This window comes from Kosakonia cowanii JCM 10956 = DSM 18146 (assembly GCF_001975225.1).
Taxonomy (GTDB): domain Bacteria; phylum Pseudomonadota; class Gammaproteobacteria; order Enterobacterales; family Enterobacteriaceae; genus Kosakonia; species Kosakonia cowanii.
In genome coordinates this window covers 3,072,822-3,097,081 of sequence record NZ_CP019445.1, presented here as the reverse complement: position 1 = coordinate 3,097,081, position 24,260 = coordinate 3,072,822, and the positions used below count along the sequence as shown (strand labels likewise).

The 24,260-nt window shown below is 52.5% G+C and carries 20 protein-coding genes and 3 pseudogenes; 17 read left to right on the top strand and 6 right to left on the bottom strand.

The features are described 5' to 3' along the window. Positions 1-51 precede the first annotated feature (51 nt). The 4 genes from BWI95_RS14550 (at position 52) to BWI95_RS14540 (ending at position 5,088) form a co-directional block, all read left to right on the top strand. Positions 52-999 (top strand): alpha/beta hydrolase, encoded by a 948-nt coding sequence (locus tag BWI95_RS14550; protein WP_076769706.1) that lies wholly within the window; start codon positions 52-54, stop codon positions 997-999. 408 nt (positions 1,000-1,407) lie between these two features. Continuing rightward, on the top strand, positions 1,408-2,958 hold the full coding sequence (locus BWI95_RS14545; protein WP_076769705.1) for a methyl-accepting chemotaxis protein: 1,551 nt from the start codon (positions 1,408-1,410) through the stop codon (positions 2,956-2,958). 14 nt (positions 2,959-2,972) lie between these two features. Continuing rightward, complete coding sequence (locus tag BWI95_RS23330) at positions 2,973-3,122, top strand: hypothetical protein (RefSeq protein ID WP_156884914.1); 150 nt, start codon at positions 2,973-2,975, stop codon at positions 3,120-3,122. A gap of 307 nt (positions 3,123-3,429) precedes the next feature. After that, complete coding sequence (locus tag BWI95_RS14540; protein ID WP_054802942.1) at positions 3,430-5,088, top strand: methyl-accepting chemotaxis protein; 1,659 nt, start codon at positions 3,430-3,432, stop codon at positions 5,086-5,088. 323 nt (positions 5,089-5,411) lie between these two features. Here the strand turns inward: BWI95_RS14540 and BWI95_RS23750 are convergent, their stop codons facing one another. Next, positions 5,412-5,753 (bottom strand): LysR family transcriptional regulator, encoded by a 342-nt coding sequence (locus tag BWI95_RS23750; protein WP_232374366.1) that lies wholly within the window; start codon positions 5,751-5,753, stop codon positions 5,412-5,414. Positions 5,754-6,154: 401 nt separating this feature from the next. On the opposite strand from BWI95_RS23750, the gene BWI95_RS23325 reads away from it, so the two are divergent. Further along, the gene (locus tag BWI95_RS23325) at positions 6,155-6,505 is read left to right on the top strand and encodes a hypothetical protein (protein WP_156884913.1); all 351 of its coding nucleotides are present in this window, start codon (positions 6,155-6,157) and stop codon (positions 6,503-6,505) included. Positions 6,506-6,738: 233 nt separating this feature from the next. Here BWI95_RS23325 and BWI95_RS14530 read toward each other — a convergent pair whose 3' ends face one another. The 3 genes from BWI95_RS14530 to icd form a co-directional block, all read right to left on the bottom strand. Continuing rightward, positions 6,739-7,749 (bottom strand): hypothetical protein, encoded by a 1,011-nt coding sequence (locus BWI95_RS14530; protein WP_076769704.1) that lies wholly within the window; start codon positions 7,747-7,749, stop codon positions 6,739-6,741. Next, entirely contained in the window at positions 7,746-8,246 is a 501-nt protein-coding gene (locus BWI95_RS14525) for an XF1762 family protein (RefSeq protein ID WP_232374365.1), read from the bottom strand. Before BWI95_RS14525 ends, BWI95_RS14530 begins: the two co-directional genes overlap by 4 nt. 241 nt (positions 8,247-8,487) lie before the next feature. Then, a complete protein-coding gene (icd, locus tag BWI95_RS14520; protein ID WP_023481567.1) occupies positions 8,488-9,738 on the bottom strand; it encodes an NADP-dependent isocitrate dehydrogenase in 1,251 nt (416 codons plus the stop codon). 187 nt (positions 9,739-9,925) lie between these two features. On the opposite strand from icd, the gene rluE reads away from it, so the two are divergent. The 8 genes and pseudogenes from rluE (at position 9,926) to BWI95_RS14475 (ending at position 17,752) form a co-directional block, all read left to right on the top strand. Then, complete coding sequence (rluE, locus tag BWI95_RS14510; RefSeq protein ID WP_076770319.1) at positions 9,926-10,573, top strand: 23S rRNA pseudouridine(2457) synthase RluE; 648 nt, start codon at positions 9,926-9,928, stop codon at positions 10,571-10,573. A 17-nt stretch (positions 10,574-10,590) separates the two neighbouring features. Further along, complete coding sequence (locus BWI95_RS14505; protein WP_054802945.1) at positions 10,591-11,049, top strand: NUDIX hydrolase; 459 nt, start codon at positions 10,591-10,593, stop codon at positions 11,047-11,049. Positions 11,050-11,104: 55 nt separating this feature from the next. Beyond that, positions 11,105-12,211: a tRNA 2-thiouridine(34) synthase MnmA gene (gene mnmA / locus BWI95_RS14500; protein ID WP_076769703.1), complete on the top strand. Its 1,107-nt coding sequence runs from the start codon at positions 11,105-11,107 to the stop codon at positions 12,209-12,211. A 74-nt stretch (positions 12,212-12,285) separates the two neighbouring features. Further along, positions 12,286-12,915: a high frequency lysogenization protein HflD gene (gene hflD / locus BWI95_RS14495; protein WP_042717549.1), complete on the top strand. Its 630-nt coding sequence runs from the start codon at positions 12,286-12,288 to the stop codon at positions 12,913-12,915. 19 nt (positions 12,916-12,934) lie between these two features. Next, a complete protein-coding gene (gene purB / locus BWI95_RS14490) occupies positions 12,935-14,305 on the top strand; it encodes an adenylosuccinate lyase (protein ID WP_054802946.1) in 1,371 nt (456 codons plus the stop codon). Between the two features lie 135 nt (positions 14,306-14,440). After that, entirely contained in the window at positions 14,441-15,115 is a 675-nt protein-coding gene (gene phoP / locus BWI95_RS14485; RefSeq protein WP_023481368.1) for a two-component system response regulator PhoP, read from the top strand. Further along, the gene (phoQ, locus tag BWI95_RS14480) at positions 15,112-16,572 is read left to right on the top strand and encodes a two-component system sensor histidine kinase PhoQ (RefSeq protein WP_054802947.1); all 1,461 of its coding nucleotides are present in this window, start codon (positions 15,112-15,114) and stop codon (positions 16,570-16,572) included. The genes phoP and phoQ overlap by 4 nt, the downstream gene beginning before the upstream one ends. A gap of 59 nt (positions 16,573-16,631) precedes the next feature. Then, positions 16,632-17,752: pseudogene (locus BWI95_RS14475) on the top strand (ribosomal protein uL16 3-hydroxylase). 289 nt (positions 17,753-18,041) lie between these two features. Here the strand turns inward: BWI95_RS14475 and BWI95_RS14470 are convergent. Next, complete coding sequence (locus BWI95_RS14470; protein ID WP_054803894.1) at positions 18,042-18,533, bottom strand: REP-associated tyrosine transposase; 492 nt, start codon at positions 18,531-18,533, stop codon at positions 18,042-18,044. Positions 18,534-18,850: 317 nt separating this feature from the next. Further along, positions 18,851-20,089 (bottom strand): peptidase T, encoded by a 1,239-nt coding sequence (gene pepT / locus BWI95_RS14465; protein WP_076769702.1) that lies wholly within the window; start codon positions 20,087-20,089, stop codon positions 18,851-18,853. A 284-nt stretch (positions 20,090-20,373) separates the two neighbouring features. On the opposite strand from pepT, the pseudogene potA reads away from it, so the two are divergent. The 4 genes and pseudogenes from potA (at position 20,374) to potD (ending at position 24,162) form a co-directional block, all read left to right on the top strand. After that, positions 20,374-21,491, top strand: a pseudogene (gene potA / locus BWI95_RS14460) (spermidine/putrescine ABC transporter ATP-binding protein PotA). Beyond that, positions 21,475-22,331 (top strand): annotated as a pseudogene (gene potB / locus BWI95_RS14455) (spermidine/putrescine ABC transporter permease PotB). Before potA ends, potB begins: the two co-directional pseudogenes overlap by 17 nt. Beyond that, the gene (potC, locus tag BWI95_RS14450; RefSeq protein ID WP_023481287.1) at positions 22,328-23,116 is read left to right on the top strand and encodes a spermidine/putrescine ABC transporter permease PotC; all 789 of its coding nucleotides are present in this window, start codon (positions 22,328-22,330) and stop codon (positions 23,114-23,116) included. Before potB ends, potC begins: the two are co-directional and overlap by 4 nt. Then, entirely contained in the window at positions 23,116-24,162 is a 1,047-nt protein-coding gene (potD, locus tag BWI95_RS14445) for a spermidine/putrescine ABC transporter substrate-binding protein PotD (RefSeq protein ID WP_076769701.1), read from the top strand. Before potC ends, potD begins: the two co-directional genes overlap by 1 nt. The last annotated feature ends 98 nt before the right edge of the window (positions 24,163-24,260 follow it).

Here is a 24,260-nt window from a genome sequence, read left to right as displayed (position 1 = left end):
ATCATTTAAATATACTCAGATTGTAGAATTTCAATCAGTGAGGATTCAATAATGTTGTCGAAAAACGCTCAAAAAACTCTGGATGGATGGATCAGTGCGGCTGGTCCGGTTGTCGAAAAGGTATACGGTACGTCAGAAGCCAGCTGGCCTGAAGTTCGTGCCCACTATATGCAGGGGCTCGAAAAAATCTTCCCTGCGATCGAAGGGGTCTCCTACAAAACAAGCACGTTAGGCAATACGCCCGCGATGATCAGTGAGAGGCATGAACATATTGGCAGCAGAGTGGTGCTTTATATTCATGGCGGCGGCTATGTCCATGGCGGGGTCGAAGCATACCGCGGCCTTACTGGACGTATCGCTAAGGCACTAAAAGCCAGGGTGTACACCCCAGATTACCGGCAGGCGCCTGAATTCCCTTTCCCAACGCCAATAGATGATGTTTTTTCAGCTTATCGTGCCCTTCTCGATAGCGGTGTTCAGCCTGAAAATCTCGTGCTAACAGGCGATTCAGCCGGTGGCGCGATGGTGGTGACGATCATGCGCAAGGCCCGTGACGCGGGTATTCCGCTTCCGGCCGCAGGCGTGGCTATCTCGCCCTGGGCTAATCTTATCCATAGCGGTTTATCTGCGACGACCCGTGACGGGATTGATCCCCTTTGTAACGTCGACTTTCTTAACAGGCTGGCAAGATGCTTTCTGGCGAGAGAGCTTGCCACCCATCCTGATGCCTCCCCGGTTTATGCGAATGTCCAGGGGCTTGCACCCATCCTCATCCAGATAGGTGAGAATGAGGTCATGCTGAGCGATGCTATCAGGCTGGCTGCAAATTTAGGCGAAGCGCGCGTACGGACAACGCTCGAAGTGTGGCCTGGGATGTTTCATGTATGGCATCTTCTGGCCGGTACTCTGCCGGAAGCCGACCAGGCGTTAAATAACGCGATTCATTTTCTGGAACAGGCTTTAACAAAAGAGCAGGGTTCATCGAACTTATATCCATGAAGAAAGTCACTGTTTATCAGAAAATAACCACAACGTCGTAGTCTGACTTATTAATCCCTCTCTACGGGCAGAGCCTCATTTTTGTAGCGCGTCAGGGAAAATTAAAATGGTGAAATCCTGTGTATGTAAGACACAGAATTTCTTTCTGATTTTGCTGGCTGATACAGCGCTGCACTGCACCGCTTGCGCCACACCGCCAGCGCAAACGATATATCCTGCTTCACCCCTTGCGTTTGCAGTGAGCTATCTCCTTAAAATCAGACGCATAGAAAAAAAGCAAAAAGGATATATTCTTCGTTGCCTGTAGTTAGCCGAGTTTTAGTTAAAGACAGATTAATCGATGCCGATAACTTATCTGTTTTAGGGCTCATGGAGCTGCTCTGTCTTTCTCTGTAGAACGAGGTTCAAATGTTCAAAAATTTACCTATCAAGAAAAAGTTCTTTTTTGCCTTTGGTGCCGTTTTAATTTTGCTGCTATTACTCTGCGCCACTTTCTACAATAACTTTTCCAGAATTGTCAGTACCAACGAATGGAATATACATAGCTGGCGCGTCATTGATAAAAGCCGTGCCTTGACCCAGGACCTGGTAAATATGGAAACCGGACTACGCGGCTATGCCATTAATGGCAAAGAGGAAATGCTGGCTCCGTGGAGCTCAGGCAAAGAGGATTTCGTTAAAGTTTTGCAGGAAACGAAAAGCTTAACTTCTGATAACCCTACTCAGCAGGATCGCCTGAATAATTTGCTTCAGCAGGAGCAAGAGTGGGGGAATAAGTTTGTTACTGAATTGCTGGATCATCGTCGTGCACTCAATGCCGGGACCATGACGCAGGCCGATTTCAATGCCGCCTTCGAAGCTAACACCGGCAAGCAGCAGATGGATCAAATGCGCGCCACCATTGATGAAATCGTCAACAATGAAAAAAAACTGCTCGGCGAGCGTCAGGGTTCTGTCGACTCCGTTGAAACGCAGACCCGGCTGGCGTTGTTTATCGGCGCGCTGTTAGGTGTACTTATCGCTTCAGGTTTGGGCTATGCCCTCGCCCGTTCCATCACCCTTCCGCTTGGGGAAGCGGTAAACGCAGCGAAGGCGATTGCCTCGGGCGATCTCTCCACCCGCCTGGTCGCTCGTTCAAAAGATGAAGCCGGTGTTCTGATCGTCACCCTGACCGCCATGCAGGAGCAGCTCAAAAAAGTCGTCTCTGATATCCAGACCGCCGCGACCTCTATCGACAGCGCGTCTAAAGAGGTCGCGATGGGTAATACCGATCTCTCTGTACGAACGGAACAGCAGGCTGCCTCACTGGAAGAAACCTCAGCCAGCATGGAGCAACTGACGGCGACAGTAAGGCAAAATGCCTCTAACGCGCAAAACGCCAGCAGCCTTGCGTCTGACGCGTCCGACGTCGCGCAGCAGGGAGGCAAAGTTGTGGATAAAGTCGTCACCACCATGGCGGCTATCTTTGACAGCTCGAAAAGCGTGGGCGATATCATCAGCACCATTGAAAGCATCGCTTTCCAGACCAACATCCTGGCGCTTAATGCTGCGGTGGAAGCAGCCCGCGCCGGTGAGCAAGGCCGTGGCTTCGCCGTAGTGGCAAGCGAAGTGCGCGCGCTTGCCCAGCGCAGCGCAACGGCGGCAAAAGAGATTAAGGCACTGATTGAAGCCTCGAATAGCCGCATATCGGAAGGCACCGACCTGGTCGCGCAAGCGGGCAAAACCATGACCGGGGTAGTCACCGCGATCAACAACGTCTCTGCAATTATGGCCGAAATCTACACCGCCTCCGGCGAGCAGGTGAACGGTATTGAGCATGTCAGCATCGCTATCACCCAAATGGATGAAGTGACCCAACAAAACGCCGCACTGGTTCAACAGGCCGCCGCTGCTGCCGCATCGCTGGAGGATCAGGCGGCTCATCTGAACCGCTCGGCTGCGGTTTTCAAACTTGCCTGACTAAAGGGTCCCTGATGGCCGCATTCGGCCCGCTGCTGCCGGGTAACGACAGCAGCCAGCCGTTACCGTTGATATTAACGGTAGCGATGGCACTCGCGGGCGCATATACCCGGCTGGCTGTCGGACGAAGAGTTCACGTTGAGCGGGTTCAATTAACGGGCTAAAAGGGATTTTTGCCCACCTGAATAACCACGAAAGCCATCAGGTTAAAAGGTATCGTGGTTATGATTCGATCTGTTTTATTAAATATTTGTTGTTATGCATCAATCACTTTCGCACCAGTAATTAATTAAGTTATTTAACCTGAAAGAAGATAATGAAATTAATTTCGCTCAAAAAAAGCTGGCTAGCATAAATTCAGGAAGTATCCATTTTTTCAAAAAAAATATATTCATTAAATATCGTTAAAGCCTTTAAAAGCGGCGTCGATAACCCCTTTTTGCTCCATTTACTAATAACACCAGGGTTCTTATGTCTATCACACAGCGTTTGTCGCTAGCATTTTCTTTGCTCGCTATATCACTTTTCGCGGTTGTTGCCGTCTCACTTTCCGTGATTTCGGGTTTCCAGTCGCGCTTTGAGTATGTCCAGGTCAATGCCATACCCAGCATTAAGGATTTGAATAAATCAATCAGCACCACCAGCCAGCTGGGCATCTCGTTTTACCGTCACCAGACGGCTTTAGACAGTGCTGGCCAGGCCGCGGCTGAAGAGAGAATAAACAGCCTGCTTAACACGCTGAAATCGCTCACGGATTATTACATGGCAAATGATATTTCCAGCGATGAAGATAAAGCGATGACCGAGCAGGCATACCGAAATATCGAAGCCGTTCGTGCAGCGTTACCTGCTTTCTTAGCGGCCTCAAAAAACCACGACAATGCGTTATCCCTGTCTCTTCTTAAAAGTGAAGATGGTGTGGGTGCTGCATCGCGTAAAATGGAAGCCGATTTCACCAATCAGATTGAATTAAATATAAAAATCGGTGAGGCCCTGAGAGAACAAAACAAGACAATTTATGCCAAAACGTGGTGGATGATGACCAGCGCCGCAGCAGTGGTGATCCTTCTGCTTGGTCTGTTTTCCATCACTATTATTCAGGGCATCAAGCGCAGCCTTAACAGCATAAAGAGCACCATGACAGAGGTCAGTAATAGTCTCGATCTGACTCAGGTTGCCACTGTCTACAGAAACGATGAAATAGGCCAGACTGCATCAGCGTTTAACGGCCTGCTGGAAAAGGTTTCAACAACGCTGTTATCGGTGAACCATGCTGCACAATCGGTCAGTACGGGCTCCGCTCAGATTGCCGCAGGGAACGAAGACCTGTCATCACGAACGGAAGAGCAGGCCGCCTCTCTGGAGCAGACCTCTGCCAGTATGGCTACCCTGAGTGAAACCGTGCGCCAGAATGCCGATGGCGCAGTTCAGGCAAGCGAACTGGCGAATAACGCTAACAGTTTATCGAGCATGAATGCGGGCGCAGTCAGCCAGATGCTGGAAACGATGTCAGAGATTCGCGGAAGCTCAGAAAAGATCTCCGATATTACAGGCCTTATTGAAGGTATCGCCTTCCAGACCAACATCCTGGCGCTTAACGCTGCGGTAGAAGCCGCGCGTGCAGGTGAGCATGGCCGAGGATTTGCGGTGGTTGCTTCTGAAGTGCGTACTCTGGCACAGCGCTCGTCCTCTGCTGCCCGTGAAATTAAAGATCTCATTTCACTCTCTGTTTCCCAGGTTGAGCAGGGTCTTAACCAGGCAGCGAATGTGGGAAGTAACACTGAAAATGTGAGCAATGCTGTCCGTCAGGTCGCAGATTTGGTTAACGAAATTGCGGCTGCGACCACTGAGCAGAGTAAGGGTATTGAGCAGGTTCACCTGGCGATCGGGCAAATGGATGAAGTTACCCAGCAAAACGCCTCACTGGTTGAAGAAGCCTCTTCGGCATCTAAATCCCTGCAGGAGCAGGCTGAAACCTTGTCGAGCCTGGTCTCTACTTTTACGCTTAATGAAAATACAGGGTATGTCGGAAAAACGGTAAGCGCGCCGATCGCCAGAACACAGCAGCTGCAAAAAAAACCCGCATCGGGCAGCAGTACAGCAACTAATACAGACTGGGAAAGTTTCTGATTTTTGACTTTTACACAGGATTATTAATTACTAAAAAGCGCTGCTCTGGCAGCGCTTTTATCCTTCAGGACGATCTATCTGTTTGTTCTTCACCATACGTACGACGCTTATTCTCCCCACGCTCTGAAGCTACCCAGCTAAAGACTGCATCGATAAAAGCTCGCACCTGGGGCAATAAAAAGTGACGATCCGGGTATACCACTGCAATCTGCATTTCAGTGCCGATGATATCTCTCAGTACCGGGACAAGAGCGACCAGTTGCAAATATTCCCGAATCAACTCTTCAAGCAAAAGTGCAATGCCATGGCTATCAATGGCAGCCTCACAGCATAGTGCGGAAGCTTTTTTTCATACAGGGAGGAAGCGATACGCGTAAGTAACCCCGTAAACCGCCTCCGTTTCTGGAGACGCTTTGCTCAGCCTGTCTTATCGCCTCAGGCGCGATGATGGCCTCTTTATAAAAGATAATACCCAGATCCGTCAGCACCAGGCTCCGGGTTGTCCGCAGGAGCAGACGTGCATCCAGCTTTTCTTCAAGCTGCGCAATCCGCCGGCTCAGGGTTGCGCTGGGAATGCCCAGTTCAGCCGCGGCACGAGAAAGCGATTTCGCGTCGACAGTTTGCGTAAACGTAATGAGTTCAGAGGCCTCTGCAGCAAGCGCCATTGGATCATTTTCGGTCAGGTGATGACGATTTAAAGAGTATTGTCACGGATTCCGCTCAGCGGCAAACCCTCCCTGACGACATCCGGCAAATCCTTAGCTGTAATACAAAATGGACATATAATTAAACTCAGCGACAATCCAGAAAAAAGAACGGGTTTCGATCAAAATTTCGAGATTTTTTTGACAAAGCAAGCAATAATTTAAATGCAACAATAACGTCATTATCAGAAATTCGGGTTGAGCATTTTCAGCGTGAGAAAAAAAAGCTCTACCAAATCTAATTGCTTTTCGTCAGAAAATCATGAACCACTCATCGAAATAATTATTCCCTTGGCAATTAGAAGCCCCTACGTAGAGATAAAACCATAGCCACTGCAGAAAAATTGAGAGATGAGATACGGGTGCAAGAGAAAGATAGATTCATCGCTATTAATATGCGAAATGCGCTTAAAAACATTACAGCCCATATTAAAAACGAAGCGTCAATTTATCTCCCCCTAAGTAAAGAGAAAGAATTTATCTTTGCCGATGGCTTTTATCATGATATTTCAACAGATACTATAGCAAGTAGGTTTCCAACAATAACATGTCCACTAACACCTCACATGTGTGTAATTATTGATGAAAAAGAAAGGAAAAATCATTACTCTTTGATATCAGTAGCATTAAAGAATGAAGATATGGCGATTTGCAATGACACCTTGCAAATATATTCAAAAAATAAAATACTTTATAGGAATAAAAGTCGATAATATTGGTGCACTTTGCAGACAATATAAGAAACGAGGATTACCTTTATGATAATCCACTATTAAAATCACTCGAAAAAAGCAAGGGGCAAAATCATTCAAGTTAGTGAAATAATGGGTTTCGTGAGTATGCATAAAGCACAACTAGTAGGCAATGCCCGCTTCTGGCACAAAGCGGACATGCTAACAAAGCTGAACGTCCGCTTTGAGCGAAAAGCAGAAATGCTGACTCATCATCATTTTTTATTGAAGAAATAAAATAAACCACTCGTTGAAATAAAAACAAACAAACCAGAGACTATGTATTTGAAGAATGGGAAAATATCAAAGCCTTCTTTTGCGCTCGAAACTACAACTGCAATAAAAGCTAACAAGCTAAATAATCCAAAAACACCTGCACTTCGATAATTTATTTTCAATGCTAGCTCCTGTGAAATCTTATAGATATCAAGAGAAGTGTTTTCAGCGGTGGCGTTGTCATTCCCCTTTATAGGTTTAAATATGATGAAATTTGAGTTTTTGAATACAGAAGATATTTTGACATTCAGTGGTATAAAAACATCATCATAATCAACGGATGACTCAATAGGATTATGGTAAGCTATAACTATATCATCCGCACTATATTGAATGAGTAATTTTTTATTGATATCTCCCACATTTCCTAAGTGTAATTTTATTGTATATCTTTCTCCATGATACAGATCATATACACGAGAATAGCTTTGTGAATTATAGGTAGAATTCACCTTACATCCTTTTGAATCAAAAACCCCTTCAATATTAAAAAATATAAGATCGGTAAAAGAGCCTTTAATCTCCTCCACACGCCCCTTCCAGTTATTGTTGGTGTTTTTTATATCAACTTCAATTTCTTGAAAAAATTTATCAGGTATTATAGAGGAAGCAATATTTGCGTTAATAAATGAACCAAGTTTCATCCTAACATGGAATAGCTCAGTTTCAGCACTCCAGTCACAAGAAAGGATACTAGCCTCTCTCGTAGATATATGGTTTAGTTGATTCGCATTCTTAGGCGATTCTACATTATTCCCTTGGGATAGAAAAATAATTACCTTCCTATCTTCTAACATATTCCAAATTTGTTTTTTCACTAATAATTCTTGTACATATTTTTTTTTGTAACGGAAATGAACGACATCACCTTCGGGAAGACTCATAACTCTAAATATATCAGCTTTGTACTGTGGCCGGCTATCGGAACTAAATGCTGCTATAACTTTCATAATTCTGCTCCGCAAAGGTTGCGTTCCCAACGAAATTTTTTCAATTTATATATTTCTAAATAATCCCGTTTTATACCATCTCTTTTGATTTTATCTGTCCATCGATTATGAGGGTATACCGTTGCGACTTTTTCCCACCCTGCACCTCTAAGTGAGGCACCTGATTCACTAGCCAAGGTATAAGTGATTATTTTCTGTCCTCCCATCATTCGCCAAATAGAGCAGCAGCGGCTAATTAAAAAAGAACAAGTACCTTTAGGAGCATTCTCCACCACACAAAGTCTAGTAATTTCAATGGTTAGTCCATCCATGTAAGTTGCAGATACTGGATTACCTACGATAGCTACACCTACTATTTCTCCAGTCACAGTTTCATAAGCTGCAACTGCCCAACGACCTGAATTACGTGAGGTGGGTCTATGATGCCTATGATTATCTGCAATAAATTCATTTGCTTTTTTGATAGTGATAGGTTTTATCAAAATTACTTTAGCCACAAATATCTATCCATTAACAAATTTGTGTTGATACAACGAAGTAATAATTCATTGGAAATGCTCTCTCTTTTTGGCTAATCCGATAATAAGTGAGTGGGACCATGTATTAGCAATTTAAAATATATGATGTTTTCATACGTAAAACGTGGTTTTTAATAATTAGTTTTCATTACCGTTCAAATACTAATAATAAAGGGCAGAGATTTTGATACCTCTACCCTTTGTTCGCATGAAGCGCGGATTACATGTTCGCGATAATTGCGTCGCCAAACTCTGAACATTTCAGCAGCTTAGCGCCATCCATCAGACGTTCGAAATCGTAGGTCACGGTTTTGGCAGCAATCGCGCCTTCCATACCTTTAACGATTAGGTCTGCGGCTTCGAACCACTCCATATGACGCAGCATCATTTCTGCAGACAGAATGATTGAACCCGGGTTCACTTTATCCTGGCCTGCGTATTTCGGCGCGGTGCCGTGGGTGGCTTCGAACAGTGCGCATTCGTCGCCGATGTTCGCGCCAGGCGCGATACCGATACCGCCAACCTGCGCCGCCAGGGCGTCGGAGATGTAGTCGCCGTTCAGGTTCATACAGGCGATAACGTCATACTCTGCCGGACGCAGCAGGATCTGCTGCAGGAACGCATCGGCGATCACATCTTTAATGATGATCTCTTTGCCGGTTTTCGGGTTCTTGATTTTCTGCCACGGGCCACCGTCGATCAGCTCACCGCCAAACTCCTGCTGAGCCAGCTGGTAACCCCAATCTTTGAACGCGCCTTCGGTGAACTTCATGATGTTGCCTTTGTGCACCAGCGTCACGGAATCACGGTCGTTGGTGATGGCATATTCGATCGCTGCACGAACCAGGCGTTTGGTGCCCTCTTCGGAGCACGGCTTGATGCCGATACCGCAATGTTCCGGGAAGCGAATTTTCTTCACGCCCATCTCTTCGCGCAGGAATTTGATCACTTTTTCCGCGTCGGCAGAGTCAGCTTTCCACTCGATGCCAGCGTAGATATCTTCGGAGTTCTCACGGAAGATGACCATGTCGGTCAGCTCAGGCTGTTTCACCGGGCTCGGGGTGCCCTGGTAGTAGCGCACTGGGCGCAGGCAGACATAGAGATCCAGCTCCTGGCGCAGGGCAACGTTCAGAGAACGGATACCGCCGCCAACCGGGGTGGTCAGAGGGCCTTTAATCGCTACGCGGTAATCACGAATCAGATCAAGTGTTTCAGGCGGCAGCCAGACATCCTGGCCATAAACCTGGGTCGATTTCTCGCCCGTGTAAATCTCCATCCAGGAAATTTTACGCTCACCTTTGTAGGCTTTTTCCACAGCGGCATCGACCACTTTCAGCATTGCCGGGGTCACGTCAACGCCGATACCGTCGCCTTCAATAAACGGGATAATCGGGTTAACAGGAACGTTGAGCTTGCCATTTTGCAGGGTGATCTTACTACCTTCCGCCGGAACAACTACTTTGCTTTCCATTCACCTCTCCTTCGAGCGCTTCTGGTTGTTTTGCTCGCTGACTTCATGCCGGGGCGCTCAGACTGCGTCCGCTCACCTGTTACGTGAATCACACAGAGCAAACCGTTTTTTGTTAATGAATTGTAATGAGCCCGTCAATACTAACCGATAGTTCGACGCCATGAAAGGCAATCATGATTCCGCTATAATGCGGCAATTGATAACCTGTGAAAATACCATGAAGAAAACTTCTTATAGAAATCACAAGCTTGAGCGATTCAGCTCACGACAACCCGCCCGAACGGCTGAAAAAAGCGCGCCAACGCGCGTGATTTTGTTTAATAAACCCTATGATGTTTTACCCCAGTTCACCGACGAAGCCGGGCGCAGCACCCTTAAAGCGTATATCGACGTTCCCGGCGTTTATGCCGCAGGCCGTCTCGATCGCGACAGCGAAGGCTTACTGGTGTTAACCAACGACGGCGCGCTGCAAGCGCGGTTGACCCAGCCGGGTAAACGCACCGGGAAAATCTACTATGTGCAGGTCGAAGGCGAACCCACCGAAGAAGCTCTTGCACAATTACGCACTGGCGTGACGCTCAACGATGGCCCTACCCTGCCCGCTGAAGTTGAGCGCGTCGAGGAGCCCGCCTGGCTGTGGCCGCGCAACCCGCCGATTCGCGAGCGTAAATCGATCCCGGCCAGTTGGCTTAAAATCACCCTTTATGAAGGCCGCAATCGCCAGGTGCGGCGCATGACTGCCCACGTTGGCTTTCCCACTTTGCGCCTCATCCGCTACGCTATGGGAAACTACACGCTGGTAAACCTCGCTAATGGCGAATGGCGTGACGCTTAACTGCCAGGGAGAAATCGATGTTTAAACCCCATGTCACCGTAGCCTGTGTGGTTCACGCGCAGGGAAAGTTCCTCGTTGTCGAAGAGACGATCCGCGACAAGGTATTGTGGAACCAGCCTGCCGGTCATCTTGAAGCGGACGAAACATTAGTGCAGGCCGCAAAGCGCGAGCTGTGGGAAGAGACAGGCATCGATGCCGCGCCGCAGCACTTTATCCGCATGCATCAGTGGATTGCGCCTGACAACACGCCCTTTTTGCGCTTCCTGTTTGCCATCGAGCTTAACGAAACGTGCGCCACTGAGCCGCACGACAGCGACATCGACCGCTGTTTGTGGGTCACGGCTGAGGAGATCCTCACCGCGTCAAACCTGCGCTCGCCGCTGGTTGCCGAGAGTATTCGCTGCTATCAGAGCGGTCAGCGTCTGCCGCTGGCGACAATCGCAGAATTTAACTGGCCGTTTACAGGGGATGCCTGAGCGAGCAGTGCGTGCTAGAATACGCCGCCCTGAAGTTCTTCGTTGTGAGTATTCTATGTCTGATAGCCCAAAAAAAGTGATCGTCGGCATGTCCGGCGGTGTCGACTCTTCCGTTTCCGCCTACTTGTTGCAGCAACAAGGTTACAAGGTGGAAGGCCTGTTCATGAAGAACTGGGAAGAGGATGACGGCGAGGAATACTGCACCGCGGCGGCGGATCTGGCCGACGCGCAGGCCGTCTGCGACAAGCTCGGCATTGAGCTTCACACCGTCAATTTTGCCGCAGAGTACTGGGACAACGTCTTTGAGCACTTCCTTGCGGAGTACAAAGCCGGGCGCACGCCGAACCCCGATATTCTCTGCAACAAAGAGATCAAATTTAAAGCCTTCCTTGAGTTCGCCGCCGAAGATCTTGGCGCGGACTACATTGCCACCGGCCACTATGTGCGCCGCGCCGATGTCGACGGCAAAAGCCGCCTGCTGCGCGGTCTCGACGGCAACAAGGATCAGAGCTACTTCCTCTATACGCTGGGCCATGAACAGATCGCCCAGAGCCTCTTCCCGGTCGGCGAACTCGAAAAGCCTCAGGTGCGTAAAATCGCCGAAGAGCTGGGCCTTGCCACCGCGAAGAAGAAAGACTCAACCGGTATCTGCTTTATCGGCGAGCGCAAATTCCGCGAGTTCCTCGGCCGCTATCTGCCTGCGCAGCCGGGCAAAATCGTCACCGTTGATGGTGAAGCGATCGGCGAACACCAGGGCCTGATGTACCACACTCTGGGCCAGCGCAAAGGCTTAGGCATTGGCGGCACCAAAGAGGGCAGCGAAGATCCATGGTATGTGGTCGACAAAGATGTCGAAAACAATATCCTTATCGTAGCCCAGGGCCACGATCACCCGCGCCTGATGTCGGTCGGGCTGATTGCCCAGCAGCTGCACTGGGTCGATCGCGAGCCGGTCAAGGGCACGCTGCGCTGTACGGTGAAAACCCGCTACCGCCAGCAGGATATTCCCTGCACCGTCACGGCGCTGGACGACGATCGCATTGAAGTGCGTTTCGACGAGCCGGTGGCTGCCGTCACGCCGGGTCAATCCGCCGTCTTCTATCTGGATGACGTCTGCCTTGGCGGCGGCATTATCGAGCAGCGCCTGCCGCTGCCGGTTTAACTCTGTTTTAGCGATATCGGACTGGCTAACGCCCGCGCAGATGCAGTCAGACGCGGGCACAAAAAGGAGTAAGTGTGGCGAAGAACTATTACGACATTACCCTGGCGCTGGCAGGCATCTGTCAGTCAGCACGTCTGGTGCAGGAGCTTGCGCACCAGGGCCACTGTGACGCCGACGCGCTGCACGTTTCCCTTAATAGCGTTATCGATATGAACCCGGACTCCACCCTCGGCGTGTTTGGCGGCAGCGAAGCCAACCTGCGCATTGGCCTGGAGTCGCTGCTTGGCGTGCTCAACGGCAGCAACCGTCAGGGGCTGAACGGGGAAGTGACCCGCTACACCCTGAGCATGATGGTGCTCGAGCGCAAGCTGGCGGCAAAAAAAGCGGCGATGGAGACGCTCGGCACCCGCATTGGTGGCCTGCAGCGCCAGCTTGAACACTTTGATCTGCAATCCGACACCCTGCTGAGTGCGATGGCTGCCATCTATGTTGATGTCATCAGCCCGCTCGGGCCACGCATCCAGGTCACCGGCTCCCCTGCCATTTTGCAAAGCGCGCAGGTGCAGGCCAAAGTGCGCGCCACTCTGCTGGCTGGCATCCGCGCCGCGGTGCTGTGGCACCAGGTGGGCGGCGGTCGGCTACAGTTAATGTTTTCCCGTAATCGCCTGTCGACACAGGCCAAACACATTCTCGCTCATTGTTAACCTCCCGGAGTTGTGACTTATGGAATTATCCTCACTGACCGCCGTTTCCCCTGTCGATGGACGCTACGGCGATAAAGTCAGCGCGCTGCGCGGGATCTTCAGCGAATTCGGTTTGCTGAAGTTTCGCGTTCAGGTTGAAGTACGCTGGCTGCAAAAACTGGCGGCACACGCGGCGATCAAGGAAGTTCCTGCTTTTGCCGACCACGCAAACGGTTTCCTCGATAAAATCGTTACGGACTTCTCGGTTGAAGATGCGCAGCGCATCAAAACCATTGAGCGCACCACCAACCACGACGTGAAAGCGGTGGAGTACTTTCTGAAAGAGAAAGTGGCCGAGGTTCCGGAACTGCACGCGGTCTCTGAGTTTATCCACTTCGCCTGCACCTCCGAAGATATCAACAACCTCTCCCATGCCCTGATGCTGAAAAGCGCCCGCGATGAGGTGATCCTGCCCTACTGGCGTCAGCTGATTGACGCGGTGAAAGCGCTGGCCGTTGAGTACCGTGATATTCCGCTGCTGTCGCGCACCCACGGTCAACCGGCCACCCCGTCGACCATCGGTAAAGAGATGGCGAACGTCGCTTACCGTATGGAGCGCCAGTACCGCCAGCTCAACCAGGTGGAAATCCTCGGCAAAATCAACGGCGCGGTTGGCAACTATAACGCCCATATCGCCGCTTATCCGGAAGTGGACTGGCACCAGTTCAGCGAAGAGTTTGTCACCTCATTAGGCATTGAGTGGAACCCCTACACCACGCAGATTGAGCCCCATGACTACATCGCCGAGCTGTTTGACTGCATGGCGCGCTTCAACACCATCCTCATCGACTTCGATCGCGACGTCTGGGGTTATATCGCCCTGAACCACTTTAAGCAGAAGACCATTGCCGGGGAGATTGGCTCCTCGACCATGCCGCATAAAGTGAACCCGATTGACTTCGAAAACTCCGAAGGCAACCTCGGCCTGTCGAATGCCGTGCTGCAACACCTGGCGAGCAAACTGCCGGTCTCGCGCTGGCAGCGCGATCTGACCGACTCGACGGTGCTGCGTAATCTCGGCGTCGGCGTCGGTTATGCGCTGATCGCTTACCAGTCCACTCTGAAAGGCGTCAGCAAACTGGAAGTGAACCGCGACCGCCTGCTGGATGAGCTGGATCACAACTGGGAAGTGCTGGCCGAGCCGATTCAGACGGTGATGCGCCGTTACGGCATTGAGAAGCCATACGAAAAACTGAAAGAGCTGACCCGCGGTAAGCGCGTTGACGCCGAAGGCATGAAGCAGTTTATCGACAGCCTGGCGCTGCCGGAGGAGGAAAAAGTGCGCCTGAAAGCGATGACGCCAGCCAACTATATTGGTCGCGCTATCACCATGGTTGATGAGTTGAAATAAGCCCCGCCCGCTCTGCCCGCCCTCTTTCGCCGGAAAGAGGGCATCTTCCTGTTACGGTTGAGTAAATGTTTATCCCTCTTGTAACAAAATCAGCGTTAAACTATTCACTCCAAAAATAGAGGGAGAGGTCTGACGATGCGCGTACTGGTTGTGGAAGATAATGCTCTGCTGCGCCACCACTTAAAAGTGCAGTTGCAGGAGCTGGGACATCAGGTCGACGCCGCTGAAGATGCAAAGGAAGCGGATTACTTTCTGAACGAACACCTGCCGGATATCGCGATTGTCGATCTTGGCCTGCCGGATGAAGATGGCCTGTCGCTGATCCGCCGCTGGCGCAGCCATGAAGTCTCACTCCCGGTGCTGGTGCTTACCGCGCGCGAAGGGTGGCAGGATAAGGTCGAAGTGCTGAGTGCGGGCGCCGATGACTACGTCACCAAACCGTTCCACATCGAAGAAGTGGTGGCGCGTATTCAGGCGCTGATGCGCCGTAACAGCGGCCTCGCCTCACAGCTGATCTCCATGCCACCGTTCCAGGTTGACCTCTCACGCCGCGAACTCTCGGTCAATGAAGAAGTGGTCAAACTCACCGCCTTTGAATACACCATTATGGAGACACTGATCCGTAACAGCGGCAAAGTGGTGAGCAAAGATTCACTGATGCTGCAACTCTACCCCGATGCCGAACTGCGCGAGAGCCACACCATTGATGTGCTGATGGGTCGCCTGCGCAAAAAGATCCAGGCCCAGTATCCCGATGAGGTGATCACCACCGTGCGCGGTCAGGGCTACCTTTTCGAACTGCCAAAATGAAACGCCTGCTGCGGCACCTTTTCCCGCTCTCACTGCGGGTGCGTTTTTTACTCGCCACCGCCGCGGTAGTGATGGTGCTGTCGCTGGCCTATGGCGTGGTCGCGCTGGTCGGTTACAGCGTCAGCTTCGATAAAACCACCTTTCGACTGCTGCGCGGCGAGAGCAACCTCTTCTATACGCTGGCGCAGTGGAAAGAGAACAAGCTGGAGATCGACCTGCCGGAAAATCTCGATCTGCAAAGCCCGACCATGACCTTTATCTACGACAAAAACGGCAAGCTGATCTGGTCCCAGCGGAATGTGCCGTGGTTGCAAAAGCGCATTGAGCCGGAGTGGCTGAAGAGCGATGGTTTTCATGAAATTGAAGCGGATATTGACTCCACCAGCACGTTGATCAACGACGATCACGCCGCGTCGGAGCAACTCAAAGCGATCCGCGAAGATGACAGCGACTCCGAAATGACCCACTCGGTGGCGGTGAACCTCTACCCTGCCACCGCGCGTATGCCGCAGTTGACCATCGTAGTAGTCGATACCATCCCGATCGAGCTTAAACGCTCCTATATGGTGTGGAACTGGTTTATCTATGTGCTCTCCGCCAACCTGCTGCTGGTGATCCCGCTGCTATGGCTGGCGGCCTGGTGGAGCCTGCGGCCGATCGAGGATCTGGCGCGCGAAGTGCGCGAGCTGGAGGAGCACCACCGCGAGCAGCTCAACCCGGAAACCACCCGCGAGCTGACCAGCCTGGTGCTTAACCTCAACCGCTTGCTGAAAAGTGAGCGCGAGCGCTATGACAAATATCGCACCACCTTGACCGATCTCACCCACAGCCTGAAAACGCCGCTGGCGGTGCTGCAAAGCACGTTGCGCTCGCTGCGCAGCGACAAGATGAGCGTCAGCGAGGCCGAACCGGTAATGCTTGAGCAGATCAGCCGCATCTCGCAGCAGATTGGTTACTACCTGCACCGCGCCACCATGCGCGGCAGCAGCATGCTCAGCCGCGAGCTGCATCCGGTCGCCTCACTGCTCGATAACCTCACTTCCGCGCTGAATAAGGTCTATCAGCGCAAAGGGGTCAATATCACGCTCGATATCTCGCCGGAAGTGGGTTTTGTCGGCGAGCAGAACGACTTTATGGAAGTGATGGGCAACGTGCTGGATAACGCCTGCAAATATTGCCTTGAGTTTGTTGAGGTCTCTGTTAACCAGAGCGACGACACCCTGCACATTGTGGTGGAGGATGATGGCCCCGGCATTCCACTGGCGAAACGCGAGCTGGTGTTCGATCGCGGTCAGCGCGCCGACACGCTGCGTCCGGGTCAGGGCGTCGGGCTTTCGGTGGCGCGGGAGATCGTCGAGCAGTATGGCGGGCAGATCCTGACCGACGACAGCCTGCTCGGCGGCGCGCGCATGGAAGTGATTTTTGGTCGTCAGCAAACGGGAATAACGGGCGACTGAACCCCCTTAACCCAGCTATAATCGATTATTCAGCCCATGATTAATTGCCGGAAATGTATATGGAATATCACGTAGAGATAAACTGGCCAGATTTTATTCAACGCTACTGGCAGAAACGCCCGGTGGTGCTGAAACGCGGAATTAAGAATTTCGTCGACCCGATTAGCCCGGACGAACTGGCGGGGCTGGCGATGGAGAATGAAGTCGACAGCCGCCTGGTCAGCCATCTTGATGGCAAATGGCAGGTAAGCCACGGCCCGTTTGAGAGTTACGATCACATGGGGGAAAACAACTGGTCGCTGCTGGTGCAGGCGGTAAACCACTGGCATCAGCCTGCCGCGGCGCTGATGAGCCCCTTCCGCGTGCTGCCGGACTGGCGCACCGACGATCTGATGATCTCCTTCTCGGTGCCTGGAGGCGGCGTTGGCCCGCATCTCGATCAGTATGATGTCTTTATTATTCAGGGTACCGGCCGTCGCCGCTGGCGCGTCGGGATAAAGTGCCGCTGAAGCAGCACTGCCCGCACCCGGATCTGCTGCAGGTTGATCCTTTCGAAGCGATCATTGATGAAGAGATGGAGCCGGGCGATATCCTCTATATTCCGCCAGGATTCCCGCACGAAGGCTATTCGCTGGAGAACTCCCTCAACTACTCGGTCGGTTTCCGCGCGCCAAGCGGACGCGAGCTGATCAGCGGCTTTGCCGATTACGTGCTGCAACGTGAGCTGGGCAGCCAGCGCTACAGCGATCCGGACGTGCCGGAGCGCGAGCACCCGGCGGATATCCTGCCGCAGGAGTTGGATAAGCTGCGCGAGATGATGCTCGGGCTGATTAATCAACCGGCGCAGTTTAACGAATGGCTCGGTGAGTTTATCTCCCAGTCGCGTCACGAACTGGATGTCGCGCCGCCAGAGCCGCCCTATCAGCCAGATGAGATCTACGATGCGCTGAAACAGGGCGACAAGCTGGCGCGTCTCGGCGGCCTGCGCGTGCTGCGCATCGGCGACGATGTGTACGCCAACGGCGAGAAGATCAACTCCCCGCACCGCCCGGCGCTCGAAGCGCTGGCTCGCCATAGCGTTATCTCCGGCGAGATGTTTGGCGATGCGCTGGACGATCCCTCCTTCCTCGCCATGCTTGCCGCACTGGTAAACAGCGGGTACTGGTTCTTCGAGGATTAATATCCTCTGGCGCCATCGGGCATCATGCCTGATGGCGCTACGCTTATCAGGCCTACAACCCCCATCCAAACCGTAGGCCGGATAAGGCGGTACGCCGCCATCCGGCAATGTGCACCGTGCCTGAACGCTTCGCTTATCAGGCCTACAAAACCACGCTAACCCGTAGGCCGGATAAGGCGTTTACGCCGCCATCCGGCAATGAGCACTGTGCCTGAAAACTGCCTGATGGCGCTGCGCTTATCAGGCCTACAACACCGCCCTAACCCGTACGCCGCCATCCGGCAATGCATTAACGTCTCTCCCCGGCATCCATATCGGTTATCTCCCCTGCCCAATCCTTCGGATACACTCCGGCGCGGACATCGCGATGAAAGGTGGAAAAGGGCCAATGCTCGGTGCATTTCACCAAACCATGTTTAACCGGGTTGATATACACATAATTCATATGATGCCGGTAATCCCGCTCATCGCGGATGGTGTGCTCCCAAAAGCGCGGCTGCCAGATCTCTTTCTGCCTGAGCGACTTGCTGAAGGCTTTCTTAAGCTCGCGCCAGCGACCGGAAAAATCATCATCGTTTGCGGGCAAGGTCCAGATGCAGTGCATATGCTCCGGCAGGATAACCCAGGCATTGATATGAAAAGGCTGCCGGTGTTTCACCGTGAGGGTTGCATGACGCAAAGTATCAATATGGCGGATAAGAAGATCGCTGCGCCGATCGCGCAGGTTGACGGTGAAAAACCATGTGCCGCCGGGCACATAATGACGACGATAGTCAGACATCTGGAAACTCCTTTTCCATTCGTAATCCCTGTTGCCTGATGGCGCTACGCTTATCAGGCCTACAACACCGCACTAACCCGTAGGCCGGATAAGGCGTTTACGCCGCCATCCGGCATGAGCACTGCGCCTGAAGACTGCCTGATGGCGCTGCGCTTATCAGGCCTACAAAACCGCGCTAACCCGTAGGCCGGATAAGGCGTTTACGCCGCCATCCGGCAATGAGCACCGCACCTGCAAACTGCCTGATGGCGCTGCGCTTATCAGGCCTACAAAAACCGCAAATGCATGCCATCCGGCAATGATTCCCGCGCCGAGAATCAACCCTGTACTGTCTCCTTTTCGGCGGTTAACTCCGCGATCCGCACAATCACCTGCACCGCTTTTTCCATGCCGTTCAGGGTGGCGAACTCGTGTTTGCCGTGATAGTTGTAGCCGCCGGTAAAGATATTCGGGCAGGGCAGCCCCATAAAGGAGAGCTGTGCGCCGTCGGTGCCGCCGCGGATCGGTTTCATCTGCGGTTCGATATCGCAATCGCGCATCGCCTGCTGGGCAATATCAATAATGTGCGGGAACTCCGCCACCTTCTCGCGCATATTGTAATAACTGTCTTCAATCGCCAGTTCGATATAGCAATCCGGGTGTAGTCCTTTGCCCACCTCTTTGGCAATCTCCATCATCTTGCGTTTGCGGGCTTCAAACGATTTACGCTCAAAATCGCGGATGATGTAGTGCATCTCGGCGCGATCCACTGTGCCTTTAATGCTGGTGAGATGGTAAAAGCCCTCATACCCTTCGGTCTGCTCCGGGCTCTCCTCTTCCGGTATGCGCGCATGAATTTTGCTGGCGAGCGTCATGGCATTGACCATCACCCCTTTTGCTGTGCCGGGGTGGACGTTATTGCCGACGATTTTCACCGTCACCGACGCGGCGTTGAAGTTCTCAAACTCCAGTTCACCGATGCCGCTGCCATCCATGGTGTAGGCCCACTTCGCGCCAAAGGCCTCAACATCGAAATACTTCGCCCCTTTGCCCACCTCTTCATCGGGCGTGAACGCCACGCAGATATCACCATGGGGAATATTTTTCGTCTTCAGCACCGACAGCGCAGTCATGATCTCCGCCACGCCTGCTTTATCATCCGCGCCGAGCAAGGTTTTGCCGTCGGTAGTGATGAGCGTATGACCGAGCAGCTGGTGCAGCACCGGGAACATCACCGGCGAGAGGATCTCATCGCCGACACCCAGCGCAATATCACCGCCACGGTAGTTTTCGAGGATCTGTGGGTTAACGTTTTTGCCGCTGAAGTCGGGCGAGGTATCGACGTGGGAGATAAAACCAATCGCCGGAACCGGCTTGTCGACGTTGGATGGCAGTTTCGCCATCAGCGTGCCCTTATCACTTAAGGTCACGTCCACCAGCCCCATCTCTTTAAGCTGGTCTTGCAGTAAATGCAGGAGCTTCCATTGACTATCCGTGCTTGGCACCTGCCGCACGCCGGGCTTCGATTGCGTATCCAGCGTTACGTACTGCAAAAAGCGCTCTAATAACTTATCCATAAAGCCCCCTAACAAAATGTCACAACATTATCAGTAAGCGTGAAAAGACAAATATTGCGTCAGGTCACTTTTACCCGGCAAACGAGAATATTTTAAAGGTCGTCGTATTAAACGTAGTTGAGAAAGTGACTGATTGAGCGGCGAAAAGCCATCAACGATTGGCGATTTAACCGCTTTGCCGTAGAATGCCTGGCCTTAAATCGTGCACAACCCTGAAGGTGGTTAATCACAAACCCCGCATCTGATACGCCCTCCGATGCGCAAACACGGGACAGAGTCAAAAATTGAATACACAATCGCGTTCGCGTTCGCCGCTGGTTGAACTGGCCGGTCTGCGCAAAAGCTTTGATGGCAAAACGGTAATCTCCGATTTCAATCTCACCATTAATAACGGCGAATTTCTTACGCTGCTCGGCCCCTCCGGCTGCGGTAAAACCACGGTTCTGCGCCTGATTGCCGGGCTTGAGAGCGTCGATGTTGGCCATATCCAGTTAGATAACCAGGATATTACCCACGTTCCGGCGGAACATCGCCACGTGAACACCGTTTTTCAAAGTTACGCCCTCTTCCCGCATATGACCGTGTTTGAAAACGTGGCGTTTGGCCTGCGGATGCAAAAGACGCCCGCGGCCGAGATTACTCCGCGCGTCACCGACGCCCTGCGCATGGTGCAGCTTGATGAGTTCGCCAGCGTAAACCGCACCAGCTCTCCGGCGGCCAGCAGCAGCGCGTCGCCATCGCCCGCGCGGTGGTGAATAAACCGCGTTTACTGCTGCTGGATGAGTCCCTCTCCGCGCTCGATTACAAGCTGCGCAAGCAGATGCAGAACGAACTGAAAGCGCTACAGCGAAAACTCGGTATCACCTTCGTCTTTGTGACCCACGATCAGGAAGAAGCGCTGACGATGTCCGATCGCATCGTGGTGATGCGTAACGGGCGCATCGAGCAGGACGGCACGCCGCGCGAGATCTACGAAGAGCCGAAAAACCTCTTTGTCGCCAGCTTTATCGGCGAAATCAATATCTTCAACGCCACGGTGATTGAGCGTCTCGACGAGAGCCGCGTGCGTGCCAACGTTGAAGGGCGCGAGTGCAATATTTACGTCAACTTCCCGGTAGAGAGTGGTCAGCAGCTCAATGTGCTGCTGCGCCCGGAAGATCTGCGCGTCGAAGAGATCAACGATATCGCCGAGGTTGAAGGGCTGATTGGCTATGTGCGCGAGCGCAACTATAAAGGCATGACGCTGGAGTCGATGGTTGAGCTGGAAAACGGCAAGATGGTGATGGTCAGCGAGTTCTTTAACGAAGACGATCCGGACTTTGACCACTCGCTGGATCAGAAGATGGCCATCAACTGGGTCGAAAGCTGGGAGGTCGTGCTGGCTGATGAAGAGCACAAGTAAATTCCAGAAAGCGGTGATCGCCACCATCGTCGGCTGGCTGGTGCTGTTTGTCTTCCTGCCGAACCTGATGATCATCGCCACCAGCTTCCTGACCCGCGACGACGCCAACTTCGTCAAGCTGGTCTTCACGCTGGATAACTACGCGCGGCTACTCGATCCGCTCTACTTCGATGTGCTGCTGCATTCGCTGAATATGGCGCTGATTGCCACCTTCGCCTGCCTGCTGCTCGGCTATCCGTTTGCCTGGTTTCTGGCAAAGCTACCGGCGAACATACGCCCACTGCTGCTCTTTTTGCTGATTGTCCCCTTCTGGACCAACTCGCTGATCCGCATCTACGGGCTGAAGATCTTCCTCAGCACCAAAGGCTACCTCAACGAATTCCTGCTCTGGCTGGGGGTGATCGACACGCCAGTGCGCATCATGTTCACGCCGGGGCGGTGATTATTGGCCTGGTCTATATCCTGTTGCCGTTTATGGTAATGCCGCTCTACTCCAGTATTGAGAAGCTCGACAAACCGCTGCTGGAAGCGGCGAAAGATCTCGGTGCCAGCAAGCTGCAAACCTTTCTGCGCATTATTATTCCGCTGACCATGCCGGGGATTATCGCCGGTTGCCTGCTGGTGATGCTGCCGGCAATGGGGCTGTTCTACGTCTCGGATCTTATGGGCGGGGCGAAAAACCTGTTGATCGGCAACGTCATTAAGAGCCAGTTCCTCAATATTCGCGACTGGCCGTTCGGCTCCGCGACCAGTATCACCCTGACGCTGGTGATGGGGCTGATGCTGCTGATTTACTGGCGCGCCGCGCGTCTGCTTAACAAAAAGGTGGAGCTGGAATGATCGGTCGTCTCTTCAGAGGCGGTTTTATGGCCGCCATTTACGCTTACCTCTATATTCCGATCATCATTCTGATCGTGAACTCCTTTAACAGTTCGCGCTTTGGCATCAACTGGCAGGGCTTCTCCACTAAGTGGTACGGCCTGCTGATGAATAACGACAGCCTGTTGCAGGCGGCGCAGCACTCGCTGACCATGGCGGTGTTATCCGCCACCTTCGCGACGCTTATCGGCGCGCTGACGGCGGTGGCGCTTTACCGCTATCGCTTTCGCGGCAAGCCGTTTGTCAGCGGCATGCTGTTTGTAGTGATGATGTCGCCGGATATCGTGATGGCCATCTCCCTGCTGGTGCTGTTTATGCTGCTCGGCGTGCAGCTCGGCTTTATGTCGCTGCTCTTCTCGCATATCACCTTCTGCCTGCCTTTTGTGGTGGTAACGGTCTTCTCGCGCCTGAAAGGGTTTGATGTGCGGATGCTGGAGGCAGCGAAAGATCTCGGTGCCAGCGAATTCACCATTTTGCGCAAGATTATCCTGCCACTGGCGATGCCTGCCGTGGCGGCGGGCTGGCTGCTCAGCTTTACCCTGTCGATGGACGACGTCGTGGTCTCCTCGTTTGTTACCGGGCCGGGGTATGAGATCCTGCCGCTGAAAATTTATTCGATGGTCAAAGTGGGCGTCTCGCCGGAAGTGAACGCGCTGGCCACGATTCTGTTAGTGCTGTCGCTGGTGCTGGTGATCGCCAGCCAGCTGATTGCTCGCGATACGACGAAAGCTAAGAGGACATCTTAATGAAAAAATGGTCACGCCACCTGCTCGCCGCAGGCGCGCTCGCCTTCGGTATCAGCGCCGCCCACGCGGATGATAACAAAACGATCTACTTCTATAACTGGACCGAGTATGTGCCGCCAGGCCTGCTGGAGCAGTTCACCAAAGAGACCGGCATCAAAGTGATCTACTCGACCTACGAGTCGAATGAGACGATGTACGCCAAGCTGAAAACTTATAAAGAGGGCGCCTACGATCTGGTGGTGCCTTCCACCTACTTTGTCGACAAAATGCGCAAAGAGGGGATGATTCAGAAGATCGATAAGACGAAGCTGACCAACTTCCACAACCTCGATCCGCAGATGCTCAACAAGCCCTTTGACCCGAGCAACGACTACTCGATCCCCTACATCTGGGGCGCAACGGCGATTGGCGTGAATAGCGATGCGATGGATCCGAAAAGCGTCACCAGTTGGGCCGATCTGTGGAAGCCAGAGTATAAAAGCAGCCTGCTACTGACGGATGATGCGCGCGAAGTGTTCCAGATGGCGCTGCGCAAGCTCGGTTACTCTGGCAACACCACCGACCCGAAAGAGATTGAAGCGGCCTATAAAGAGCTGCAAAAACTGATGCCGAACGTCGCCGCCTTCAACTCCGATAACCCCGCTAACCCCTATATGGAGGGGGAAGTAAATCTCGGGATGGTGTGGAATGGCTCGGCGTTCGTTGCGCGCGAAGCGGGCACGCCGCTGGAGGTGGTGTGGCCTAAAGAGGGCGGTATCTTCTGGATGGACAGCCTGGCGATCCCGGCGAACGCGAAAAACGTCGACGGCGCGCTGAAGCTGATTAACTTCCTGCTGCGCCCGGAGATCGCCAAACAGGTGGCGGAAACCATTGGCTACCCGACGCCAAACCTTGCCGCGCGTAAGTTGCTGAAGCCAGAAGTGGCTAACGACAAATCCCTCTACCCGGATGCGGAAACCATCAGCAAGGGCGAGTGGCAAAATGACGTTGGCAGCGCCAGCGCGCTGTATGAAGAGTATTATCAGAAGCTAAAAGCCGGTCGTTAAGGTCGCAGATCGCCGTCCGGTGTGACATTTTTCGCAGCGGACGGCGATAAAAAACCCGCCGCTGTCGTTGTGTATCCGCGCGACTGCACTAGAGTCAA